Consider the following 19,077-nt stretch of genomic DNA (forward strand, 5'->3'; position numbering starts at 1 on the left):
TGCCCTGTGCGATGCTCGGGCCCGTGGAGACCAGGTCCGTGAGCCCCGTGTTCGTCGGACGCACCGCCGAACTGGGGGTGTTGAACGACGCACTCTCCCGTGCCGCCACGGGAGAGCCACAGGCGTTGCTGCTCGGCGGAGAGGCCGGCGTCGGCAAGACCCGCCTCCTGGAGGAGTTCTCCGTCGCCGCAGCCCGCGAGGCCGCCGTCGTCGCCTGCGGCGGCTGCGTCGAGATCGGCGCCGACGGCCTCCCCTTCGCCCCGTTCTCCACGGCCTTGCGCGCCCTGCGCCGCATCCTGCCCGACGAACTCGTCGCCGCGGCCGCCGGACAGGAGGAGGAACTCGCCCGCCTCCTGCCCGAACTCGCGGAAGCGACCCCCGGGCGGCGCTACGACGAAGAGGGCATGGCCCGCCTCTTCGAGCTCACCGCCCGCCTCCTGGAACGCGTCGCCGCGGACCGCACGGTCGTCGTCGTACTGGAGGACCTGCACTGGGCCGACGCCTCCACCCGCCACCTGCTCGCCTACCTGTTCCGCACCCTGCGCAGCGGCCGGCTCGTCGTGATCGCCACCTACCGCGCCGACGACATCCACCGCCGCCACCCGCTGCGCCCCCTGCTCGCCGAACTCGACCGCCTCCGCACGGTCCGACGTCTCGAACTGGGCCGCTTCAGCCGCGCCGAGGTCGGCCGTCAGATAGCCGGAATCCTCGCCCGCGAGCCCGACCCCGCCCAGGTCGACGAGATCTTCGCCCGCTCCGACGGCAACGCCTTCTTCGTCGAGGAACTCGCCGTCGCCGCCCACGAGGGCTGCCGCACCGGACTCACGGACTCCCTGCGCGACCTGCTCCTGGTCCGCGTCGAACGACTCCCGGAGAGCGCCCAGCGGATCGCCCGGATCGTCGCCGAGGGCGGCTCCACCGTCGAGTACGCGCTGCTCGCCTCCGTCGCCGGACTCGCCGAGGACGACCTCATCGAAGCCCTGCGGGCCTGCGTCGGCGCCAACATCCTGCTCGCCTCGCCCGCCGGGGACGGCTACCGCTTCCGCCACTCCCTGGTCCGCGAGGCCGTCAGCGACGACCTGCTGCCCGGCGAGCGCTCCCGCTTCAACCGCCGCTACGCCGAGGCCCTGGAGGCCGACCCGGCACTCGTCCCGGCCGACGAACGCGTCACCCGGCTGGCCAGCTACTGGTACCACGCCCACGACGCCGCCAAGGCGCTGCCCGCCGTCCTCGACGCCTCCGTCGAGGCCCGGCGCCGACACGCCCACTCCGAGCAACTCCGGCTCCTGGAACGGGCGATGGAGCTGTGGGAGGTCGCCCCCGACACCGTGCGCGCCGCGCTGCGGCCCGTCGACTACGTGGAGGCCTACCCGGCCTGCGGCTGCGACCCCACGACGGCCCCGCTCAGCTACCTCGACCTGATGGCCGAGGCAGCCGTCGCCGGGCGGCTGTGCGGAGAGCGCGAGCGCGCCCTGAAGACGACCCGGCGCGCACTGCACCTCCTGGAGAACACCGGCGATCCGCTGCGCGCCGCCTGGTTCTGGCTCCAGCGCTCCCGACTCGTCCAGGCCCAGGTCCGCGGCGACGGCTGGGAGGAACTCGCCACCGCCCAGGAGCTGGTGCGCGGCCTGCCGCCCTCCGAGGTGCACGCCGAGGTGCTGTCCATGGTCGCCGCCTGGTGCATGCTCCACGAACCGGGCCACGGCGCTCTCTCCGCGGCCGAACGCGCCGTGGAGTACGCGCGCATGGTGGGCGCCCGGGACGTCGAACTCAACGCCCGGCTCACCCTCGGCGGCCTCATGGTCGACTCGGGCGACGTCGAGGCCGGACTCGCCGCGATGTACCAGGTCAAGGAGTCGGCACACCAGCACGGCGCCGCCTACGTCGTCGGCCGGCTGCACATCAACCTGCCCTCCCACCTGGAGTCCGTCGGGCGCTCCCGCGAGGCCGTGGCGATCCTGCGCGAGGGCGTCGAACTCGCCCGTGGAAACGGTCTGTTGGACACACTCGCCTGGGTCTGGGGCAACCTGTCCGAGTCGCTGTACGCCCTCGGCCAGTGGGACGAGGCCGTCGAGGCCGCCCGGAACGCGCTCGGCGTGGGGCTCAGCGGCAAGGCCTCCGGGGTGGGCGCCGCCCGTCTCGCGCCCGTCGCCCTCGCCCGCGGCGACCTCGCCGAGGCGACTCGCCAACTGACCGCCGCCCGAGGTCACTTCGGAACCCACGATCCGATGCCCCAGCACTCCCTTCCCCTGCTCGGCACCACCATCGGCATCGCCGCCGGCGAGGGCCGCCTCCTCGACGCCCGCACCGCCCTGGAACAGGCCCTGGACACGGGCTTCCCGCCCGGCACCCAGCGCTACGGCTGGCTGCTGCTGCTCGCCGCCGCCACCGCGGAGGCCGACGCCCGTGGCCTGCCCGTCGCCGCACCGGGCCGCGCCCCGACCGTCGAGCGCATCCGCGTGGCCGCCAAGTCACTGGCGGTGGGGGCGCCCGTCTGGCTCGTCCACGCCGAATGGGTCCGCGCCGAACTCGACCGTGCCGAGGGCATGAGCACCACGGACCAGTGGTCCGACGTGGTCACCGCCCTCGAACCCCTGGAGCGCCCCTACGACCTGGCGCGGGTCCGCCTCCGCCTCGCCGAGGCCCTGCTCGTCTCCGGCACGGACGACGACCGCGCCCGGGCCACGGAACTCCTCCGGCTGGCCCGCGCCGCTGCCGACCACCTCGGCGCCCGCCCGCTCACCGACGCCGTCGCCCTCCTCGCCCAGCGCGCCCGCCTCCCCCTGGAGCACGCCCCCGAGCGGCCGGCGGTACCCGCGGACCCCGCGTCGGCCCTCGGGCTCACCGGCCGCGAGCGTGACGTGCTCCGGCTCGTCGCCGCCGGCCGCACCAACCGCCAGATCGCCGAGGAACTCTTCATCTCCCCGAAGACGGCCAGCGTCCACGTCTCGAACATCCTGGCCAAGCTGGACGTCTCGGGACGCGGCGAGGCGGCGGCGCTGGCCCACCGGCTGCGGCTCTTCCCGCCGGAGCCCTCCGCGGTCCCGGCCGCGGACCGGGGTCTACGCTGAAAGGGATTCGGGCCGAGGGAGGCGCCGTGTTCAACATGTTCGAGGAACTCTTCGCACCGGGCCGCAAGCACACCAACGACGAACGCAAGCGGCTGGAGCTGAGCCGCGTGGACCTGAACGACGGCGACCCGGGCCGCGGCCCGATAGACCTCACCTCGGGCAAGGTGGTCGTACGCGCACCGCGGCACGACGAGGACGCCGAGACGGACACGGCCCAGGACCAGGAAGCCGCCATCTCGAAGGACGCGGCCCAGGACCAGAGCACCGACCCGGGCCCGGACCGGGATGCCGCCTCGGAGGATCCCGGCCCCCCCGCAGGCGTCGTAGCCCGCACGACCGTCTCGGCCCCGCCGCCCCGCGGCCCCCGCTCCCGCCGCAGGCTCCCGCTACTTCACCTCGATCTCGAGGAGCCGGTCGTCGCCCTTCCCCGGGCTGCCGCGGCCGTCGGTCTCGCTCGTCATCAGCCACAGCTTGTCGCCGCCCGCGGAGGCGACCGTGCGCAGCCGGCCGTACTTCCCCTTGAGGAAGGCTTCGGGATCGGCGGAGGTCTTCGTGCCGTTCAACGGGATGCGCCACAGCCGCTCGCCCTTGAGGCCGGCCATCCATATGGATCCCTCGGCATACGAGATCCCGCTCGGGGAGGCGTCGTCCGTGTGCCACTGGGCGACCGGGTTGTGGTACTTCGCGTCCTTGCCGATGCCCTCGACCACCGGCCAGCCGTAGTTGTCACCGGGCTTGATCTGATTCAGCTCGTCCCAGGTGTCCTGGCCGAACTCGGAGGCCCACAAGCGCTGTTTGTCGTCCCAGGCGAGACCCTGGACATTGCGGTGACCGTACGAGTAGACGACCGAGCCGGGGAACGGGTTGCCGGGTGCCGGCTCGCCGTCCGGGGTCATCCGCAGGATCTTGCCGCCGAGCGCCTTCTTGTCCTGCGCCTGGCCCCGGTCGCCCGTCTCGCCCGCACCCGCGTAGAGCATCTTGTCAGGGCCGAACGCGATCCGCCCGCCGTTGTGGATGATCCCCTTGGGGATGCCCTTGAAGATCGTGTCCGGTGCTCCGAGCTGCTCGCCGGCGGGCTTCTTCGCGTCGTACAGCATGCGGACGATGCGGTTGTCGGAGGCCGTGGTCACGTACGCGTAGATCATGTGGTCCGCGGCGTAGTCCGGGGAGAGCGCTATGCCCAGCAGGCCGCCCTCGCCGGCCGGTGCCACCCCGGGGACATCGCCCAGCACGGTCTTCTTGCCGGTCTTCTCGTCGATCCGGGTGATCGTCCCCTTGTCCCGCGAGGACACCAGCAGGCCGCCCTCCGACAGGGGTGCGAGCCCCCAGGGACTGTCGAGATCCTCGGTGACGGTGCGGACGACCTTCACCGAGCCCTTGGCCGGAGGTGTCGGCTCGGCCGCGGCGCCGGAGGACGACGACGCGGGGGAGGGGCTGCTCCCGAGGCCGGGGAACGCTCCTCCGTCGTCCGAGCCGCCTCCGCCGCCGGAGGAACAGCCCGCCGTCACGAGAAAGGCGGCCGTGACCAACACGGCTGTCACTGCTCGACGTTGCACCATCTGTGTCCCTTCGACGCGGCGGTTCCACTGTTGATACACCGCTCGCGTTCCGCAGGTTCCCGATCACGGGCCGGCGAATCCGGACTCCGGCCCGCGGACGTGCCTCACTCCCAGGATCCCAGGGCCCCCGGCAGACCCGCCACCTCCGCCAGATCCTCCGCCGTCAGCCGCAGCTCCGCGGCCCCCGCGTTCTCGGTCACCCAGCGTTCCCGCTTGGCCCCCGGGACCGGAACCACGTGCGGCCCCTGCGCCAGCACCCAGGCCAGTGCCACCTGCGCGGGTGTCACCGGACGGCCCGGCTCCGAGTGCCGCCGGGCGATGCGCCGCAGACCGACCACGATGGGCTGGTTCGCGGCCATCATCTCGGCGGTGAAACGGGGATGCCGGGCGCGTACGTCGTCCGGCTCGAAGCCCTCGCCGGGGGTCAGCGTCCCGGTCAGGAAGCCGTTGCCCAGCGGCATCGCGGCGAGAAGACCGACCCCGCGCGCCGCGCACCACGGCAGCAGCGCGTCCAGCGCCTCCGCCGACCACACCGACAGCTCGGCCTGAACGGCGCTCACCGGGAACACCTGCTGCACCCGCTCCAGCTGCCGGATCGTTCCGTCGTGCAGCCGCGCACCCGGGCGCCGGCCGGACCGGGCCCCCAGCGCGCACAGCCCGAGCGAGCGCACCTTCCCCGCCGACACCAGCTCGGCCATCGCGCCCCAGGTCTCCTCGACCGGCACCTCCGGATCCGCCCGGTGCAGCTGGTAGAGATCGATCACATCCGTCTGGAGCCGGCGCAGCGAGGCGTCGCACGCCCGCTTCACATACCCGGGGCGGCCGTTGGCCACGATGTGCTGCTCGCCCACCAGCAGACCGACCTTGGTCGACAGGAAGGCCTCCGAGCGGCGCTGCCGCAGCGCCCGACCGAGGAGAAGCTCGTTGGTGAAGGGGCCGTACATGTCGGCCGTGTCGAGCAGCGTCGACCCCCGGTCGAGCGCCGCGTGCACCGCGCGCAGCGACTCCTCGCCGCGTTGTCGCGAACCGGTGTAGGCCCAGCTCATCGGCATGCACCCGAGTCCGACCGCCCCGACATCGAGCGCCGCGGCCCCGATCGTTCTGCGCTCCACCTGGTCGTGATCCTCCTTGTGCCGGCACCCCAACCTAACCTCTGCGCGCACGGGCGCCTGGCATAGCCTCCTGACCATGACTTCCGATGTGTGGCTCCCGTTTCACGCCGACGAGATCGAGGGGCTCCCAGAAGGCCCCGCATACCGCTTCTGGGACGGCGACCAGGACTTTCCCGCCGACCCGGCGGACTGCGCGTTCTACGTCGTCCCCTACATGAAGCCGCCCGCCGTGTCGCAGCGTCCGCTGCCGGCGATGACGTCGGTCCGGGCCGTGCAGACGCTCTCCGCGGGCGTCGACCACGTCCTGCCGAGCCTCAAGTCGCTGCGCCCCGGCGTGATGTTGTGCAACGCCCGCGGTGTCCACGAGGCGAGCACAGCGGAGTTGACCCTCACCCTCATCCTCGCCTCGCTGCGCGGGATCCCCGACTTCGTCCGCGGGCAGGACAACGAGGAGTGGCGTTCGGGCTTCCGGCCCTCGCTGGCCGACAAGTCCGTCCTCATCGTGGGGTACGGCTCGATCGGGTCCGCCATCGAGGACCGGCTCGCGCCGTTCGAGCTCGCGCGGGTGGCGCGCGTCGCGCGCTCCGCCCGCACCACGGAGCGCGGCCCCGTGCGCCCACTCACGGAACTCCCCTCACTGCTCCCCGAATCCGACGTCGTCGTGCTGTCCACCCCGCTCACGGAGAGCACCCGAGGGCTGGTGGACGCCGAGTTCCTGTCCCGCATGAAGGACGGCGCCCTGCTGGTCAACGTGGCGCGCGGTCCCGTCGTCGACACCAAGGCGCTGCTCGCCGAACTGGAGAGCGGCCGCATCACCGCGGCCCTCGACGTGACCGACCCCGAACCGCTGCCGGCGGGCCATCCGCTGTGGCACGCGCCCGGCGTGCTCATCAGCCCCCATGTCGGCGGCCCCACCTCGGCGTTCTGGCCGCGCGCCAAGCGGCTGCTCGCGCAACAGCTGACGCTTTTCGTGAACCGGGAGCCGCTGCGGAACGTGGTTCTCACCACCGGCACCTGAGCACCGCCCCGGTCGCCCTCCGACCGCCTCGAACACCCTCCGCAGTTCCCCGAACGCGGGCAGTTCCGGCATAGTCCCTGGTCGTCACGGAGCGTAGAGGAACTATGTCCCTGAGTGACGAGACTGGTGTATCGTCCCGACAGGGGCTGCGCCGCGCACCGTTCGGCGCCGGGGACGGACATTGAGACTGCGAGGGGGGCGACGGGCGATGCACGGCCTATGGACCGACGATCCGACGCGGCGGGGCCGCCGCCGACGACCCTGGCGCGCGACCGCACGAGGACGCGGCCACGGCTGCCATCACCACCGCAGGCATCCGGGCCGCCGCAGGCATGCCCATCCGGCGCACCGGGACCAGTTGGACCCGGGAGCTCGGACCCGGTGGTCCCGGTGAGCTCCCCCGGAGCGCTGTTGGCCCGCCGTCCGGTCTTCGACGGCGGGACGGGCCTGTTCTCGCAGCTCGTCCTCGCCCTGGTGTGCGCGGGGTACGCCGTCGGTTCCGCGCTCGGCTGGGGCTCCCCGAGTCTCGCGCTGGTCATGGGCGACTTCGGCCTGAGCATCGCGGCGGGCACCGCGGCCGTCTCGTGCTTCCTCTACGCCCGTAGCCGGAGCAGCCGTTTTCGACCCGCCTGGCTGCTGTTCTCCCTCTCCTCGGCCATGGCCTCCCTCGGCAACCTGGTCTGGGGATGGTACGAGGTCGTCCTCGAACGCCCGGTGCCCAGCCCGAGCTACGCCGACCTGTTCTTCCTCTGCTTCGCGCCGCCCGCCATCGTCGGCCTGCTGGTGCTCGCCAAGAGGCCCGTCACCAGGGCGGGTTGGGTGTGCCTCGCCCTCGACTCGTGGCTGATCGGCGGATCACTGCTCACGCTGTCCTGGTCGCTGGCGCTCGCCCAGGCGGCCAAGTTCGACGGACCGAGCGTCGCCCACACCGCGTTGTCGCTGGCGTACCCGCTGCTGGACATCGCGCTGGTCAGCATGGTCCTCGCGCTGCACTTCCGGCGCTCCTCGGTGAACCGTTCGGCGGTGAACACCGCGATCGGGGCGCTCGCCCTGACCGTGATGTGCGACGCCCTGTTCACCTCGCCCCTCCTGCACAACAACTACCACTCGGGCCAGCTCCTCGACGCGGGCTGGTTCGCCGGCTCCCTGCTCCTCGCGTACGCGCCCTGGGCCGCCACCCGGCACGGGCACCCGGAGGCGGAGGCGGAGGACCACGGCCCGCAGGAGCACGTCCCGGACGGGCCCGTGCTCCGGGTGCGCGAGCACATCCCCGGCCAGCGCCGGGAGGGCCGCTTCGGTCCACCGGGCTCCGACGGGCGGCGCGGACCGCGGGGTGGGCACGAGCCCTCCCGACCGGGAACCCCCCGCGGCTCCGGAGAGCACGAGCGCCGGGGCGGGCCCGGCGCGCAGGAGCACGCGTACGAGCGGGAGCAGGACGGACACCCGCGGCCCGCCCCGCAGGCCCCGGGGCACGGCCGGTACCCGGTGACGCGTCCGATCGCCGGTTCGCTCGCCGCGCTCACGCCCTATCTCGCCGCCGCCGTCTGCACGCTGGGCATCCTCTACAACATCCTGAACGGGCGCAGGGTGGACCGCGTGGTGCTCCTCACCGCCGGTCTCGTCGTCCTCGCCCTCGTGGTGCGCCAGGGCATCATGCTGCTGGACAACATCACCCTCACCCAGGAGCTGGCGCAGAAGGAGAACCACTTCCGCTCCCTGGTGCAGGGCTCCAGCGACGTCATCATGATCGCCGCTCCGAACGGCATCCTGCGGTACGTGAGCCCGGCCGCCGCCGGGGTCTACGGGCGGGACGCGGAGGAACTCGTCGGCTCCGAGCTCGCCTCACTGATCCACCCCGAGGACCTCGGCTGCGTGGTCCACGAGGTGCGGCGGTTCCTCGCGGCCAGTCACGTCGAGGAGCCGACCACCCGGATCGAGTGCCGCTTCCGGTCCGGCGACGGCGGCTGGCTGAACGTCGAGTCCACCGTCAACCGTCACCACGGCGGACTCATCTTCAACAGCCGCGACGTGACCGAACGCGTCCGCCTCCAGGCGCAGTTGCAGCACAACGCCGAGCACGACCCGCTCACCGACCTGCCGAACCGCGCCCTGTTCACCCGGCGCGTCCAGCAGGCCCTGTCCGGGCGCCGCTCCTCCGACCGGGGCACCGCCGTGCTCTTCATCGACCTCGACGGCTTCAAGGCCGTGAACGACACGATCGGGCACCAGGCGGGCGACGAACTGCTCGTCCAGGCCGCCCGTCGCCTCCAGGACTCCGTACGGCACGGCGACACCGCCGCCCGCCTCGGCGGGGACGAGTTCGCGGCACTCATCGTCGGCGACGGCGGCCGCGACCGCACGGCCCGCGAGCAGCAGATAATGGAACTGGCCGACCGACTGCGGATCCGGCTCTCCCAGCCCTACTGCATCGACGGCAACGATGTCCGCGTCGCCGCGTCCATCGGTGTCGGCTTCGCCGAACCGGGCCTGGGCGCGGGTGAGTTGCTGCGCAACGCCGACCTCGCCATGTACCGCGCCAAGGCGGCGGGCAAGGGGCGCGTCGAGCTGTACGCGCCGCAGATGCAACAGGACGTGGTCCGCAAGGCGGAGCTGGCGACCCGGCTGCGCTCGGCCCTCCAGGACGGCGAGTTCGCGCTGCTGCACCAGCCCGTGGTGTCGCTGGAGAGCGGCCGGATCTCGTCGGTCACCGCACAGGCGCGCTGGCGTTCCTCCCAGGGGGTGCTCTTCACGCCGGCCGAGTTCCTGCGCGTGGCCGAGGACAGCGATCGCACCGCCGAGCTGAGCCGCTGGATGCTGGACGAGGCCGTCGGGCAGGCGGCCGAGCGCACCGCCGCGGGCATCGCGGTACCGGTCGCCGTCCGGATGACCGCCCGGCGGCTGCTGGACCGCTCCATGCCCCTCGGCTCCGTCGAATCCCTCCTCACCCGGCACGGGCTCGCGTCCGGCGGGCTCGTCATCGAGCTGTCGGACACCGACCCACGGGTCCCTCTGGACGAGCTGGAGCGCCGCCTGAACGCCCTCAGGCGCCTCGGGGTCCGGATCGCCCTGGACGGCTTCGGCAGCGGCTACGCGGCGATCACAGCGCTCCGCCGGCTCCCCGTCGACATCCTGCGGCTCGACCGCAGTCTGATCGAAGGGGTGGTCGAGTCCGCCCGGCTGCACAAGATCACCAGCGGGCTGCTGCGGATCGCCACCGACCTGGGGCTCCAGTCCGTGGCGGACGGGGTGGATCTCCCGGAGCAGGTGATCGCGCTGCGCGCCATGGGCTGCACCCACGGGCAGGGCATGGCGTTCTCCGGGCCGCTCGACGAGTACCGGCTGCGCCGCGCGCTCTCCTCCGGCCACTTCCCCGTACCGAACGGGCCGGTCGAGCCGGTTTTCGCCGGCGGGGGAGCGGGGGTGTACACCGGGGGTGTGCCCGCCGTTCTCGGGGGCGGAACGGCCCTCCGCTCACATAATGAGACTCCCGTCCCACCTACTTGACAGTCAGTGCGTGCCGGGGGGAGGGTCAATGCCATGCGCACCCGAATTCTCGTACTTGGAAAGCGCGTCGGCTGAAGCTAGGTGGTCACCGGAGGATCCGGAACACCCAGCGACCGCACCCGGCGCGCTCCCCTCGCTTGCCTCACGGCACGAGGGGTTTTTTGTTGCACAGGCGCCTTTCGATCAGCAAACGCACACCGCACAAAAGTCGCAAAAACCCTCAGCATCGAGAAGAGAATGCCGATGACCGAGCAGGCCACCGGGGCCCACCATCCGCAGCCGCGGCCCCGTTCCGGAGGACAGCAGTCCGCCCCCGTCGAGCACGTCACGGGTGCGAAGTCCCTCATTCGCTCGCTCGAGGAGGTCGGGGCCGACACCGTATTCGGCATCCCCGGTGGGACGATCCTTCCGGCGTACGACCCGATGATGGACTCGAGCAGGCTGCGCCACGTGCTCGTCCGTCATGAGCAGGGTGCGGGTCACGCGGCCACCGGCTACGCGCAGGCCACCGGCAAGGTCGGCGTCTGCATGGCCACGTCCGGCCCGGGTGCGACGAACCTGGTGACGCCGATCGCGGACGCCATGATGGACTCCGTGCCGCTGGTCGCCATCACCGGCCAGGTCGTCACCAAGGCGATCGGCACGGACGCCTTCCAGGAGGCGGACATCGTCGGCATCACGATGCCGATCACCAAGCACAGCTTCCTGGTCACCAAGGCCGAGGACATCCCGAAGGCGATCGCCGAGGCGTTCCACATCGCCTCGACCGGCCGCCCGGGCCCGGTCCTCGTGGACATCCCGAAGGACGTGCTGCAGGCCCAGACGACGTTCTCGTGGCCGCCGCAGAGCGACCTGCCGGGGTACCGCCCGGTGACCAAGCCGCACGCCAAGCAGATCCGCGAGGCCGCCAGGCTGATCACGAGCGCGAAGCGGCCCGTCCTGTACGTGGGTGGCGGCGTCATCAAGGCGCACGCCACCGCCGAGCTCAAGGTTCTCGCCGAGCTCACCGGAGCGCCCGTCACCACCACCCTGATGGCGCTCGGCGCGTTCCCCGACAGCCACCCGCTGCACGTGGGAATGCCGGGCATGCACGGTGCGGTCACCGCCGTCACCGCGCTGCAGAAGGCCGACCTGATCGTCGCCCTCGGAGCCCGTTTCGACGACCGTGTCACCGGAAAGCTGGACAGCTTCGCTCCCTTCGCGAAGATCGTCCACGCCGACATCGACCCGGCCGAGATCGGCAAGAACCGCGCCGCCGACGTGCCGATCGTCGGAGACGCCCGCGAGGTCATCGCCGACCTGGTCCAGGCCGTGCAGAAGGAGCACAGCGACGGCAGCACCGGCGACTACAGCGCCTGGTGGAAGGACCTCAACCGCTGGCGCGAGACCTACCCGCTCGGCTACGAGCAGCCCGACAACGGCTCGCTGTCGCCGCAGCAGGTGATCGAGCGCATCGGCCGACTCGCCCCCGAGGGAACGATCTTCGCGGCGGGCGTCGGCCAGCACCAGATGTGGGCCGCGCACTACATCCAGTACGAACAGCCCGCGACCTGGCTGAACTCGGGCGGCGCCGGAACGATGGGCTACGCGGTCCCGGCCGCGATGGGCGCCAAGGCGGGACAGCCCGACCGCACGGTCTGGGCGGTCGACGGCGACGGCTGCTTCCAGATGACCAACCAGGAACTCACCACCTGCGCCCTGAACAACATCCCGATCAAGGTCGCCATCATCAACAACGGCGCCCTCGGGATGGTCCGCCAGTGGCAGACCCTCTTCTACAACCAGCGCTACTCCAACACCGTGCTGCACAGCGGCCCGGACGCGGACGGCAAGCAGCCGAGCGCCGGCACCCGCGTCCCCGACTTCGTCAAGCTGTCGGAGGCCATGGGCTGTCACGCGATCCGCTGCGAGTCCCCGGACGACCTCGACAAGGTGATCGAGGAGGCGAACTCGATCAACGACCGCCCGGTCGTGGTCGACTTCATCGTCCACGAGGACGCGATGGTGTGGCCGATGGTCGCCGCCGGCACCTCCAACGACGAGGTCATGTTCGCCCGGGACGTCCGCCCCGACTTCGGCGACAACGAAGACGACTGAGAGAGAGCCGAGTCAGAACCATGAGCAAGCACACCCTCTCCGTCCTCGTCGAGAACAAGCCCGGTGTCCTCGCCCGGATCACCGCCCTGTTCTCCCGGCGCGGCTTCAACATCGACTCCCTCGCCGTCGGTGTCACCGAGCACCCGGAGATCTCCCGCATCACCATCGTGGTGAACGTGATCGAGGCACTCCCACTCGAACAGGTCACCAAGCAGCTCAACAAGCTCGTCAACGTCCTGAAGATCGTCGAGCTGGAGCCCGGCGCGGCCGTTCAGCGCGAACTCGTTCTGGTGAAGGTGCGCGCCGACAACGAGACGCGCTCCCAGATCGTCGAGATCGTCCAGCTGTTCCGCGCCAAGACCGTCGACGTCTCCCCGGAGGCCGTCACCATCGAGGCCACCGGCGGCGCCGACAAGCTGGAGGCCATGCTCAAGATGCTGGAGCCCTTCGGCATCAAGGAGCTCGTCCAGTCCGGCACCATCGCGATCGGACGCGGGGCGCGTTCGATCACCGACCGGTCTCTGCGCGCGCTCGACCGCTCGGCCTGAGCACCGACGGACGACACCGGTACACGGGCGGGCGCCACCCGCGGCCCGCCCGTATACCGAGACCCGAGAACTTCCCTTCCCCCGCCCGCCGTACGGTGGGACGCAACACCGGCAATACCGGATAACAAGGAGAACCCCAGTGGCCGAGCTGTTCTACGACGACGACGCCGACCTGTCCATCATCCAGGGCCGCAAGGTCGCGGTCATCGGCTACGGCAGCCAGGGCCACGCCCACGCGCTGTCGCTGCGCGACTCGGGTGTCGACGTCCGCGTCGGTCTGCACGAGGGCTCCAAGTCCAAGGCGAAGGCCGAGGAGCAGGGCCTGCGCGTGGTGACGCCGTCGGAGGCCGCGGCCGAGGCCGACGTCATCATGATCCTGGTGCCGGACCCGATCCAGGCCCAGGTCTACGAGGAGTCCATCAAGGACAACCTCAAGGACGGCGACGCGCTGTTCTTCGGCCACGGCCTGAACATCCGCTACGGCTTCATCAAGCCCCCGGCCGGCATCGACGTCTGCATGGTCGCGCCCAAGGGCCCGGGCCACCTCGTGCGCCGTCAGTACGAGGAGGGTCGCGGCGTCCCCTGCATCGCGGCCGTCGAGCAGGACGCGACCGGCAACGGCTTCGAGCTCGCCCTCTCGTACGCCAAGGGCATCGGCGGCACCCGCGCCGGCGTCATCAAGACGACCTTCACCGAGGAGACCGAGACCGACCTGTTCGGTGAGCAGGCCGTCCTCTGCGGTGGCACCGCCGCCCTGGTCAAGGCCGGTTTCGAGACGCTGACCGAGGCCGGGTACCAGCCGGAGATCGCGTACTTCGAGTGCCTCCACGAGCTGAAGCTCATCGTCGACCTCATGTACGAGGGCGGCCTGGAGAAGATGCGCTGGTCGGTCTCCGAGACCGCCGAGTGGGGCGACTACGTCACCGGCCCGCGCATCATCACGGACGCCACCAAGGCCGAGATGAAGCAGATCCTCGCCGAGATCCAGGACGGCACCTTCGCCAAGAACTGGATGGACGAGTACCACTCGGGCCTGAAGAAGTACAACGAGTACAAGAGCCAGGACGAGAAGAGCCTGCTGGAGACCACCGGCAAGGAGCTGCGCAAGCTCATGTCGTGGGTGAACGACGACGAGGCGTAAGCCCGCGTGACGAGGGGCCGGGGCGGCACGCTCCGGCCCCTTCGTCGAACCCCGGGTAACCCTCGGGGCGCGATGTTGTCCATCCCGTCCAGCCACGGACGGGTGATCCTTCCGCACAGGCGCAGGACGACCGCTTCGGCGCCACTACACTGCTGCACATCACCAACGCGTCAGGCCCACAGCGTCGTGCGTCTTCCACGCGGCTCGAGCGACCCCCCAGAAGTGCAGGCACGCCCCGGGGCCGCAACAAAACCCTCCACCGCCTGCGGCCGTCGGGACGGCCGTCCGCATTGGACTTGTGAGGACTCACGTGAGCTCGAAACCTGTCGTACTCATCGCTGAAGAGCTGTCGCCCGCGACCGTAGACGCCCTGGGCCCGGACTTCGAGATCCGGCACGCGAACGGCGCGGACCGCGCCGAGCTGCTGCCCGCCATCGCCGACGTCGACGCCATCCTGATCCGTTCGGCCACCAAGGTCGACGCCGAGGCCGTCGCCGCCGCCAAGAAGCTGAAGGTCGTCGCACGAGCCGGCGTCGGCCTGGACAACGTCGACGTCTCCGCCGCCACCAAGGCCGGCGTGATGGTCGTCAACGCCCCCACCTCGAACATCGTGACCGCGGCCGAGCTGGCCTGCGGTCTCCTCCTCGCCACCGCGCGCCACATCCCGCAGGCCAACACCGCGCTGAAGAACGGCGAGTGGAAGCGCAGCAAGTACACCGGCGTCGAGCTCGCCGAGAAGACCCTCGGTGTCGTCGGCCTCGGCCGCATCGGCGCGCTCGTCGCGCAGCGCATGTCGGCGTTCGGCATGAAGGTCGTCGCCTACGACCCGTACGTGCAGCCCGCGCGGGCCGCGCAGATGGGCGTGAAGGTCCTCACCCTCGACGAGCTGCTCGAGGTCTCGGACTTCATCACCGTGCACCTTCCGAAGACGCCCGAGACCCTCGGTCTCATCGGCGACGAGGCGCTCCACAAGGTCAAGCCGACGGTGCGCATCGTCAACGCCGCGCGCGGCGGGATCGTCGACGAGGAAGCGCTGTACGCGGCGCTCAAGGAGGGCCGCGTCGCCGGCGCCGGCCTCGACGTGTACGCGAAGGAGCCCTGCACGGACTCCCCGCTCTTCGAGCTCGACGAGGTCGTCTGCACCCCGCACCTCGGCGCGTCCACGGACGAGGCCCAGGAGAAGGCCGGTATCTCCGTCGCCCGCTCGGTGCGCCTCGCCCTCGCCGGTGAGCTGGTCCCGGACGCGGTCAACGTCCAGGGCGGCGTGATCGCCGAGGACGTCAAGCCGGGTCTGCCGCTCGCCGAGAAGCTCGGCCGCATCTTCACCGCCCTCGCGGGCGAGGTCGCGGTCCGTCTCGACGTCGAGGTGTACGGCGAGATCACCCAGCACGACGTCAAGGTGCTCGAACTCTCCGCGCTCAAGGGCGTGTTCGAGGACGTCGTCGACGAGACCGTGAGCTACGTCAACGCCCCGCTGTTCGCGCAGGAGCGCGGCGTCGAAGTCCGTCTGACCACCAGCTCCGAGTCGCCCGACCACCGCAACGTGGTCACCGTCCGCGGCACCCTCGGTGACGGCCAGGAGGTCTCGGTCTCCGGCACGCTCGCCGGCCCCAAGCACCTCCAGAAGATCGTCGCCGTCGGCGAGTACGACGTGGACCTCGCGCTGGCCGACCACATGGTCGTGCTGAGCTACGAGGACCGTCCCGGTGTCGTCGGCACCGTCGGCCGCATCCTCGGCGAGTCCGGCATCAACATCGGCGGCATGCAGGTCGCCCGCGCGGCCGTCGGCGGGGAGGCCCTCGCGGTCCTCACCGTCGACGACACGGTGCCGCAGAACGTGCTGACCGAGGTCGCCGAGGAGATCGGCGCCACCTCGGCGCGGTCCGTCAACCTCGTCTGAGGTCGCGGGCGGCCTGAAGAAGGCCTGTCCGCAGGGGCGTTCGCCAAGCGGCCGAGGGCCGGGTCACCCGAGGGTGGCCCGGCCCTCGCGCGTCGCCCCGGCCGCCCGTACGGCGCCGGCACACCGCTGTCGTCGTTCAGGTGGAGGCGGTCGTCTCCGGCTCGATCAGGCCCTCGCGGTAGGCGATCGCCACGGCCTCGGTGCGGCTCGCGGCGCCCAGCTTGGCGAGGATGTTCGACACGTGGACACTCGCCGTCTTGCCGCTGATGAACAGCTCCTCGCCGATCTGCCGGTTGGTGCGCCCCCGGCCGAGCAGCCGCAGCACATCGCTCTCCCGGGCGGTGAGGGCCGCGATGCGGTCCCCGGGGGCCGGCGTGTCGACGAGACGCCCCCGCCGGACCAGGGCGTCCACCGCCTCGCGCAGCGGCACCGCGCCCAGCCGCACGGCGGTGTCCCGGGCCGCGTGGGCCTGCTCGGCGGCCTCCTCGCGGCGGTCGGCGGTGAGGAGCGCCTCCGCGAGCCGCCTGCGGCACCGGGCCAGCTCGTACGGATCGCCGTAGCCGAACGCCGTCACGGCCCGGTCCCAGGCGTCGACGTCCGGACCGGTGGCCGCGCGCACGCCCTCGGCCTCGGCGCGGGCCAGCCAGGCCAGTCCCTCGGGCCCCTGCTCGGTGCCGTCCTCGCCGCGCGCGGCGGTGCTCCGGGCCAGTTCCAGCAGGTCCGCGGCGGTCTCCACGCAGCGCTTCGCGGCCGTCGCGTCACCCGACAGGCGGGACTCCTCCGCCGCGTCCGCGACCGCCGCCAGCGTGAGGGCCGCGAGTCGTACCACCACGTCGGGCCGCTCGGAGACCGAGGCGTCCGTGAGCGCCTCGACCGACGCGGTCATCCGGCGGACGGCTTCCTCCGCGTCACCGCGCAGTGCCGCGGCGTCGGTCAGCACCACGCTCGCGACGAGCGTCGCCATCCAGTCGAAGGGGCGGTCCAGCAGGGCGCGGGCCCCGGTCGTGGCGGCGTCCAGCTCGCCGCGCGCCAGGGCGACGTACAACGCGGGTCCGGTCGCGAACCCGCCCGCGGACGGCAGGAGTTCGGCGTCCTCGGCGGCCGCTCGCGCGCACTCGTCCCAGCGACCCAGCGTGTACAGCACCAGGGACTCCAGGTAGCGCAGCTCCAGGGCGTACGGCGAGGAGAGCAGCCCGGCCCGGCGGGCGCGGTCGAGGCCGTCGCCGACCCAGGTCAGGCACTCGTCCAGGACGCCGGACTCGTAGCACCCGATGGCCAGGTTGAACAGCGCGCGCATCTCCACCGGGAGGTTCCCGGCGGTGCGGGCCAGCTCACGGGCCCGGCGCAGCCGGTCCCGGCCCGGTGCGGTCCGCCGGTTGTGCGCCTCCATGCCGACCAGCGAGATGATCAAGTCGGCCTGGGCGTCGCCCAGTCGGAGCCGCTCGGCGATCTCCAGGGCCTGCCGGGCGACCCGCTCGGCGTCCTCTTCGCGCCCCACCTGCCGGGCGGCCATGACGTGGGTCGCCGCCGCCCACACCCAGGTGTACGAGGGCGGTTCGGCGGGGATCAGCGCGAGGGCCTCGCTGCTGTACGTGAACGCGTCGTTCAGGCTGTCGATCCGGATCAGGTTGCCCGCGAGGGTGTAGCGCACCCGCGCGGCCAGTTCGGAGTCGGTGTCCGCGCCGGCCCGGGCCAGCGCGGCGCGGGTGAGCTGGACCGCGCGATGGGGTTCACCGGCGCGGGCGGCGGCGGCCGAGGCGCGCAGCGTGAGCGTGACCGTGTCGTGGCTCTCGGGACGGGCGGCGGCGTCCACCACCGCCCACAGTTCGAGCGCGGTCTCCAGGTGGCGCAGTTCCTCGGCGGGCGCCCCGACGAGCTGGGCGTGGTCGGCGGCTTCGAGGGAGGCGGCCAGCGCGTCGGCCAGGTCGTGGCTCTCGCGCGAGTGATGGGCCCGCTCCGCCGCGCTCTTCGCCGAGCGGCCCTCCTCCGCGAGGAGCCGGGCGAACAGCCCGTGCAGCCGGACCCGCTCGCCGGGCAGCAGGTCCGCGTACACGGCCTCGCGGGTGAGGGCGTGCCGGAACGAGTACGTCGCGTCGTCGCCGGGCAGCAGCAGCTGGCGTCCGACCGCCTCGCGCAGCGCCGACTCCAGCTCCTCCTCCGGCAGTTGTACGGCGTCACGCAGCAGGTCGTGTCCGACGCGGCGCCCGGCGACGGCCGCCGTGCGCAGCACCTGCTGGGCGGTCTCGGAGAGTTGCTCGATCCGGATGAGCAGCACGTCCGCGAGGCTGCCCAGGCCGCCGGGCACGCCGGAGGAGTCGGGGGTGCCGTCGCCGGGCAGTGCGGCGAGCAACTCCTCGGCGTAGAAGGCGTTTCCCTCGGCGCGGTCGACGATGCGGCGGACCGTGCCGTCGGAGACGGGGCCGGTGCGCAGGGCCCGCACGAGCCGCGCCACGTCCGCGTCGGCCATCGGGCGCAGCTCCAGCCGGTCGACGGCGGGCAGCCGGATCAGCTCGGCGAGCAGCGGCCGCAGGGGGTGGCGGCGGTGGAGGTCGTCCGCGCGGTAGGAGGCGAAGACGGCGAGGCGCCGGGGCGGGCCGCCGGGGGAGGGGCGCTGGAGGACGCCCCGGCTGAGCAGGAAGCGGAGCAGGTCGCGGGAGGACTGGTCCGCCCAGTGCAGGTCTTCGAGGACGAGCAGGAGGGGGGTCAGGCCGGCCAGATCGGCGAGGAGGCCCGCGATGCCCTCGAAGAGCTGGAGGCGGCCGCCGGGGTCGGGTGTGCCGCCGGTCCCGGACGCCGTGCCGATGAGGCGGTCCACGGCGGGATGGGCGGTGAAGGCCGGGGCGAGCCGCTCGTCGGCGGCGGCCGCGCCGAGGATCTCCGTGAACGGGAGATAGGGCAGGCCCACGTCACCGAGGTCCACGCAGTGCCCGGTCAGGACGGTCATGCCGGTGGAGGCCGCGTGCGCGGCGGCCTCCGTGAGGGTGCGGGTCTTGCCGACGCCGGCGTCCCCGGCCAGCAGGACGGCGCGCGGGTCGCCGGCCGCGGCCCGCTCCAGCACGCCGGTGAGCCGGGCGAGTTCGTCCTCCCGGCCGATGAACGGCGTACCGAATGTCTGTGCCACGTGCCC

The 19,077-nt window shown here is 72.2% G+C and carries 10 protein-coding genes and 1 pseudogene; 8 read left to right on the forward strand and 3 right to left on the reverse strand.

Annotated features, from left to right (window positions below; genetic code table 11):
* The first annotated feature begins 11 nt into the window (after nucleotides 1-11).
* Together B0675_RS42430 and B0675_RS41975 are read left to right on the forward strand one after the other, a co-directional pair.
* Nucleotides 12-3,071 (forward strand): AAA family ATPase, encoded by a 3,060-nt coding sequence (locus tag B0675_RS42430; RefSeq protein ID WP_081219576.1) that lies wholly within the window; start codon nucleotides 12-14, stop codon nucleotides 3,069-3,071.
* A gap of 26 nt (nucleotides 3,072-3,097) precedes the next feature.
* Nucleotides 3,098-3,253, forward strand: a pseudogene (locus B0675_RS41975) (DUF6191 domain-containing protein); the annotation flags it as partial.
* A gap of 204 nt (nucleotides 3,254-3,457) precedes the next feature.
* Here B0675_RS41975 and B0675_RS16475 read toward each other — a convergent pair.
* A complete protein-coding gene (locus B0675_RS16475) occupies nucleotides 3,458-4,630 on the reverse strand; it encodes a PQQ-dependent sugar dehydrogenase (protein ID WP_081219577.1) in 1,173 nt (390 codons plus the stop codon).
* 104 nt (nucleotides 4,631-4,734) lie between these two features.
* The gene (locus B0675_RS16480; RefSeq protein ID WP_081219578.1) at nucleotides 4,735-5,742 is read right to left on the reverse strand and encodes an aldo/keto reductase; all 1,008 of its coding nucleotides are present in this window, start codon (nucleotides 5,740-5,742) and stop codon (nucleotides 4,735-4,737) included.
* 76 nt (nucleotides 5,743-5,818) lie between these two features.
* Here B0675_RS16480 and B0675_RS16485 point away from each other — a divergent pair, with 76 nt between their 5' ends.
* From B0675_RS16485 to serA, 6 genes are all read left to right on the forward strand, one after another.
* The gene (locus B0675_RS16485) at nucleotides 5,819-6,760 is read left to right on the forward strand and encodes a 2-hydroxyacid dehydrogenase (protein ID WP_081219579.1); all 942 of its coding nucleotides are present in this window, start codon (nucleotides 5,819-5,821) and stop codon (nucleotides 6,758-6,760) included.
* Nucleotides 6,761-7,150: 390 nt separating this feature from the next.
* Nucleotides 7,151-10,264, forward strand: coding sequence for an EAL domain-containing protein (locus B0675_RS16495; RefSeq protein WP_241539799.1), 3,114 nt, complete (start codon nucleotides 7,151-7,153; stop codon nucleotides 10,262-10,264).
* Between the two features lie 243 nt (nucleotides 10,265-10,507).
* The gene (locus B0675_RS16500) at nucleotides 10,508-12,361 is read left to right on the forward strand and encodes an acetolactate synthase large subunit (RefSeq protein ID WP_179165311.1); all 1,854 of its coding nucleotides are present in this window, start codon (nucleotides 10,508-10,510) and stop codon (nucleotides 12,359-12,361) included.
* A gap of 20 nt (nucleotides 12,362-12,381) precedes the next feature.
* Complete coding sequence (gene ilvN / locus B0675_RS16505; protein WP_081219582.1) at nucleotides 12,382-12,909, forward strand: acetolactate synthase small subunit; 528 nt, start codon at nucleotides 12,382-12,384, stop codon at nucleotides 12,907-12,909.
* A gap of 139 nt (nucleotides 12,910-13,048) precedes the next feature.
* Nucleotides 13,049-14,050, forward strand: a complete 1,002-nt coding sequence (gene ilvC, locus B0675_RS16510; RefSeq protein WP_081219583.1) for a ketol-acid reductoisomerase — start codon at nucleotides 13,049-13,051, stop codon at nucleotides 14,048-14,050.
* Between the two features lie 310 nt (nucleotides 14,051-14,360).
* Complete coding sequence (gene serA, locus B0675_RS16515) at nucleotides 14,361-15,950, forward strand: phosphoglycerate dehydrogenase (protein WP_081219584.1); 1,590 nt, start codon at nucleotides 14,361-14,363, stop codon at nucleotides 15,948-15,950.
* A 136-nt stretch (nucleotides 15,951-16,086) separates the two neighbouring features.
* Here the strand turns inward: serA and B0675_RS16520 are convergent, their stop codons facing one another.
* A complete protein-coding gene (locus B0675_RS16520; RefSeq protein ID WP_081219585.1) occupies nucleotides 16,087-19,071 on the reverse strand; it encodes a helix-turn-helix transcriptional regulator in 2,985 nt (994 codons plus the stop codon).
* Nucleotides 19,072-19,077 lie beyond the last annotated feature (6 nt).

Source organism: Streptomyces sp. M41(2017), from assembly GCF_002078175.1.
Taxonomy (GTDB): Bacteria; Actinomycetota; Actinomycetes; order Streptomycetales; family Streptomycetaceae; genus Streptomyces.

Coding starts and splice junctions, on each gene's coding strand:
- B0675_RS16500 (WP_179165311.1), top strand. CDS start 10,508: ATGACCGAGCAGGCCACCGGGGCCCACCATCCGCAGCCGCGGCCCCGT.
- B0675_RS16485 (WP_081219579.1), top strand. CDS start 5,819: ATGACTTCCGATGTGTGGCTCCCGTTTCACGCCGACGAGATCGAGGGG.
- B0675_RS42430 (WP_081219576.1), top strand. CDS start 12: ATGCTCGGGCCCGTGGAGACCAGGTCCGTGAGCCCCGTGTTCGTCGGA.
- B0675_RS16475 (WP_081219577.1), bottom strand. CDS start 4,630: ATGGTGCAACGTCGAGCAGTGACAGCCGTGTTGGTCACGGCCGCCTTT.
- ilvN (WP_081219582.1), top strand. CDS start 12,382: ATGAGCAAGCACACCCTCTCCGTCCTCGTCGAGAACAAGCCCGGTGTC.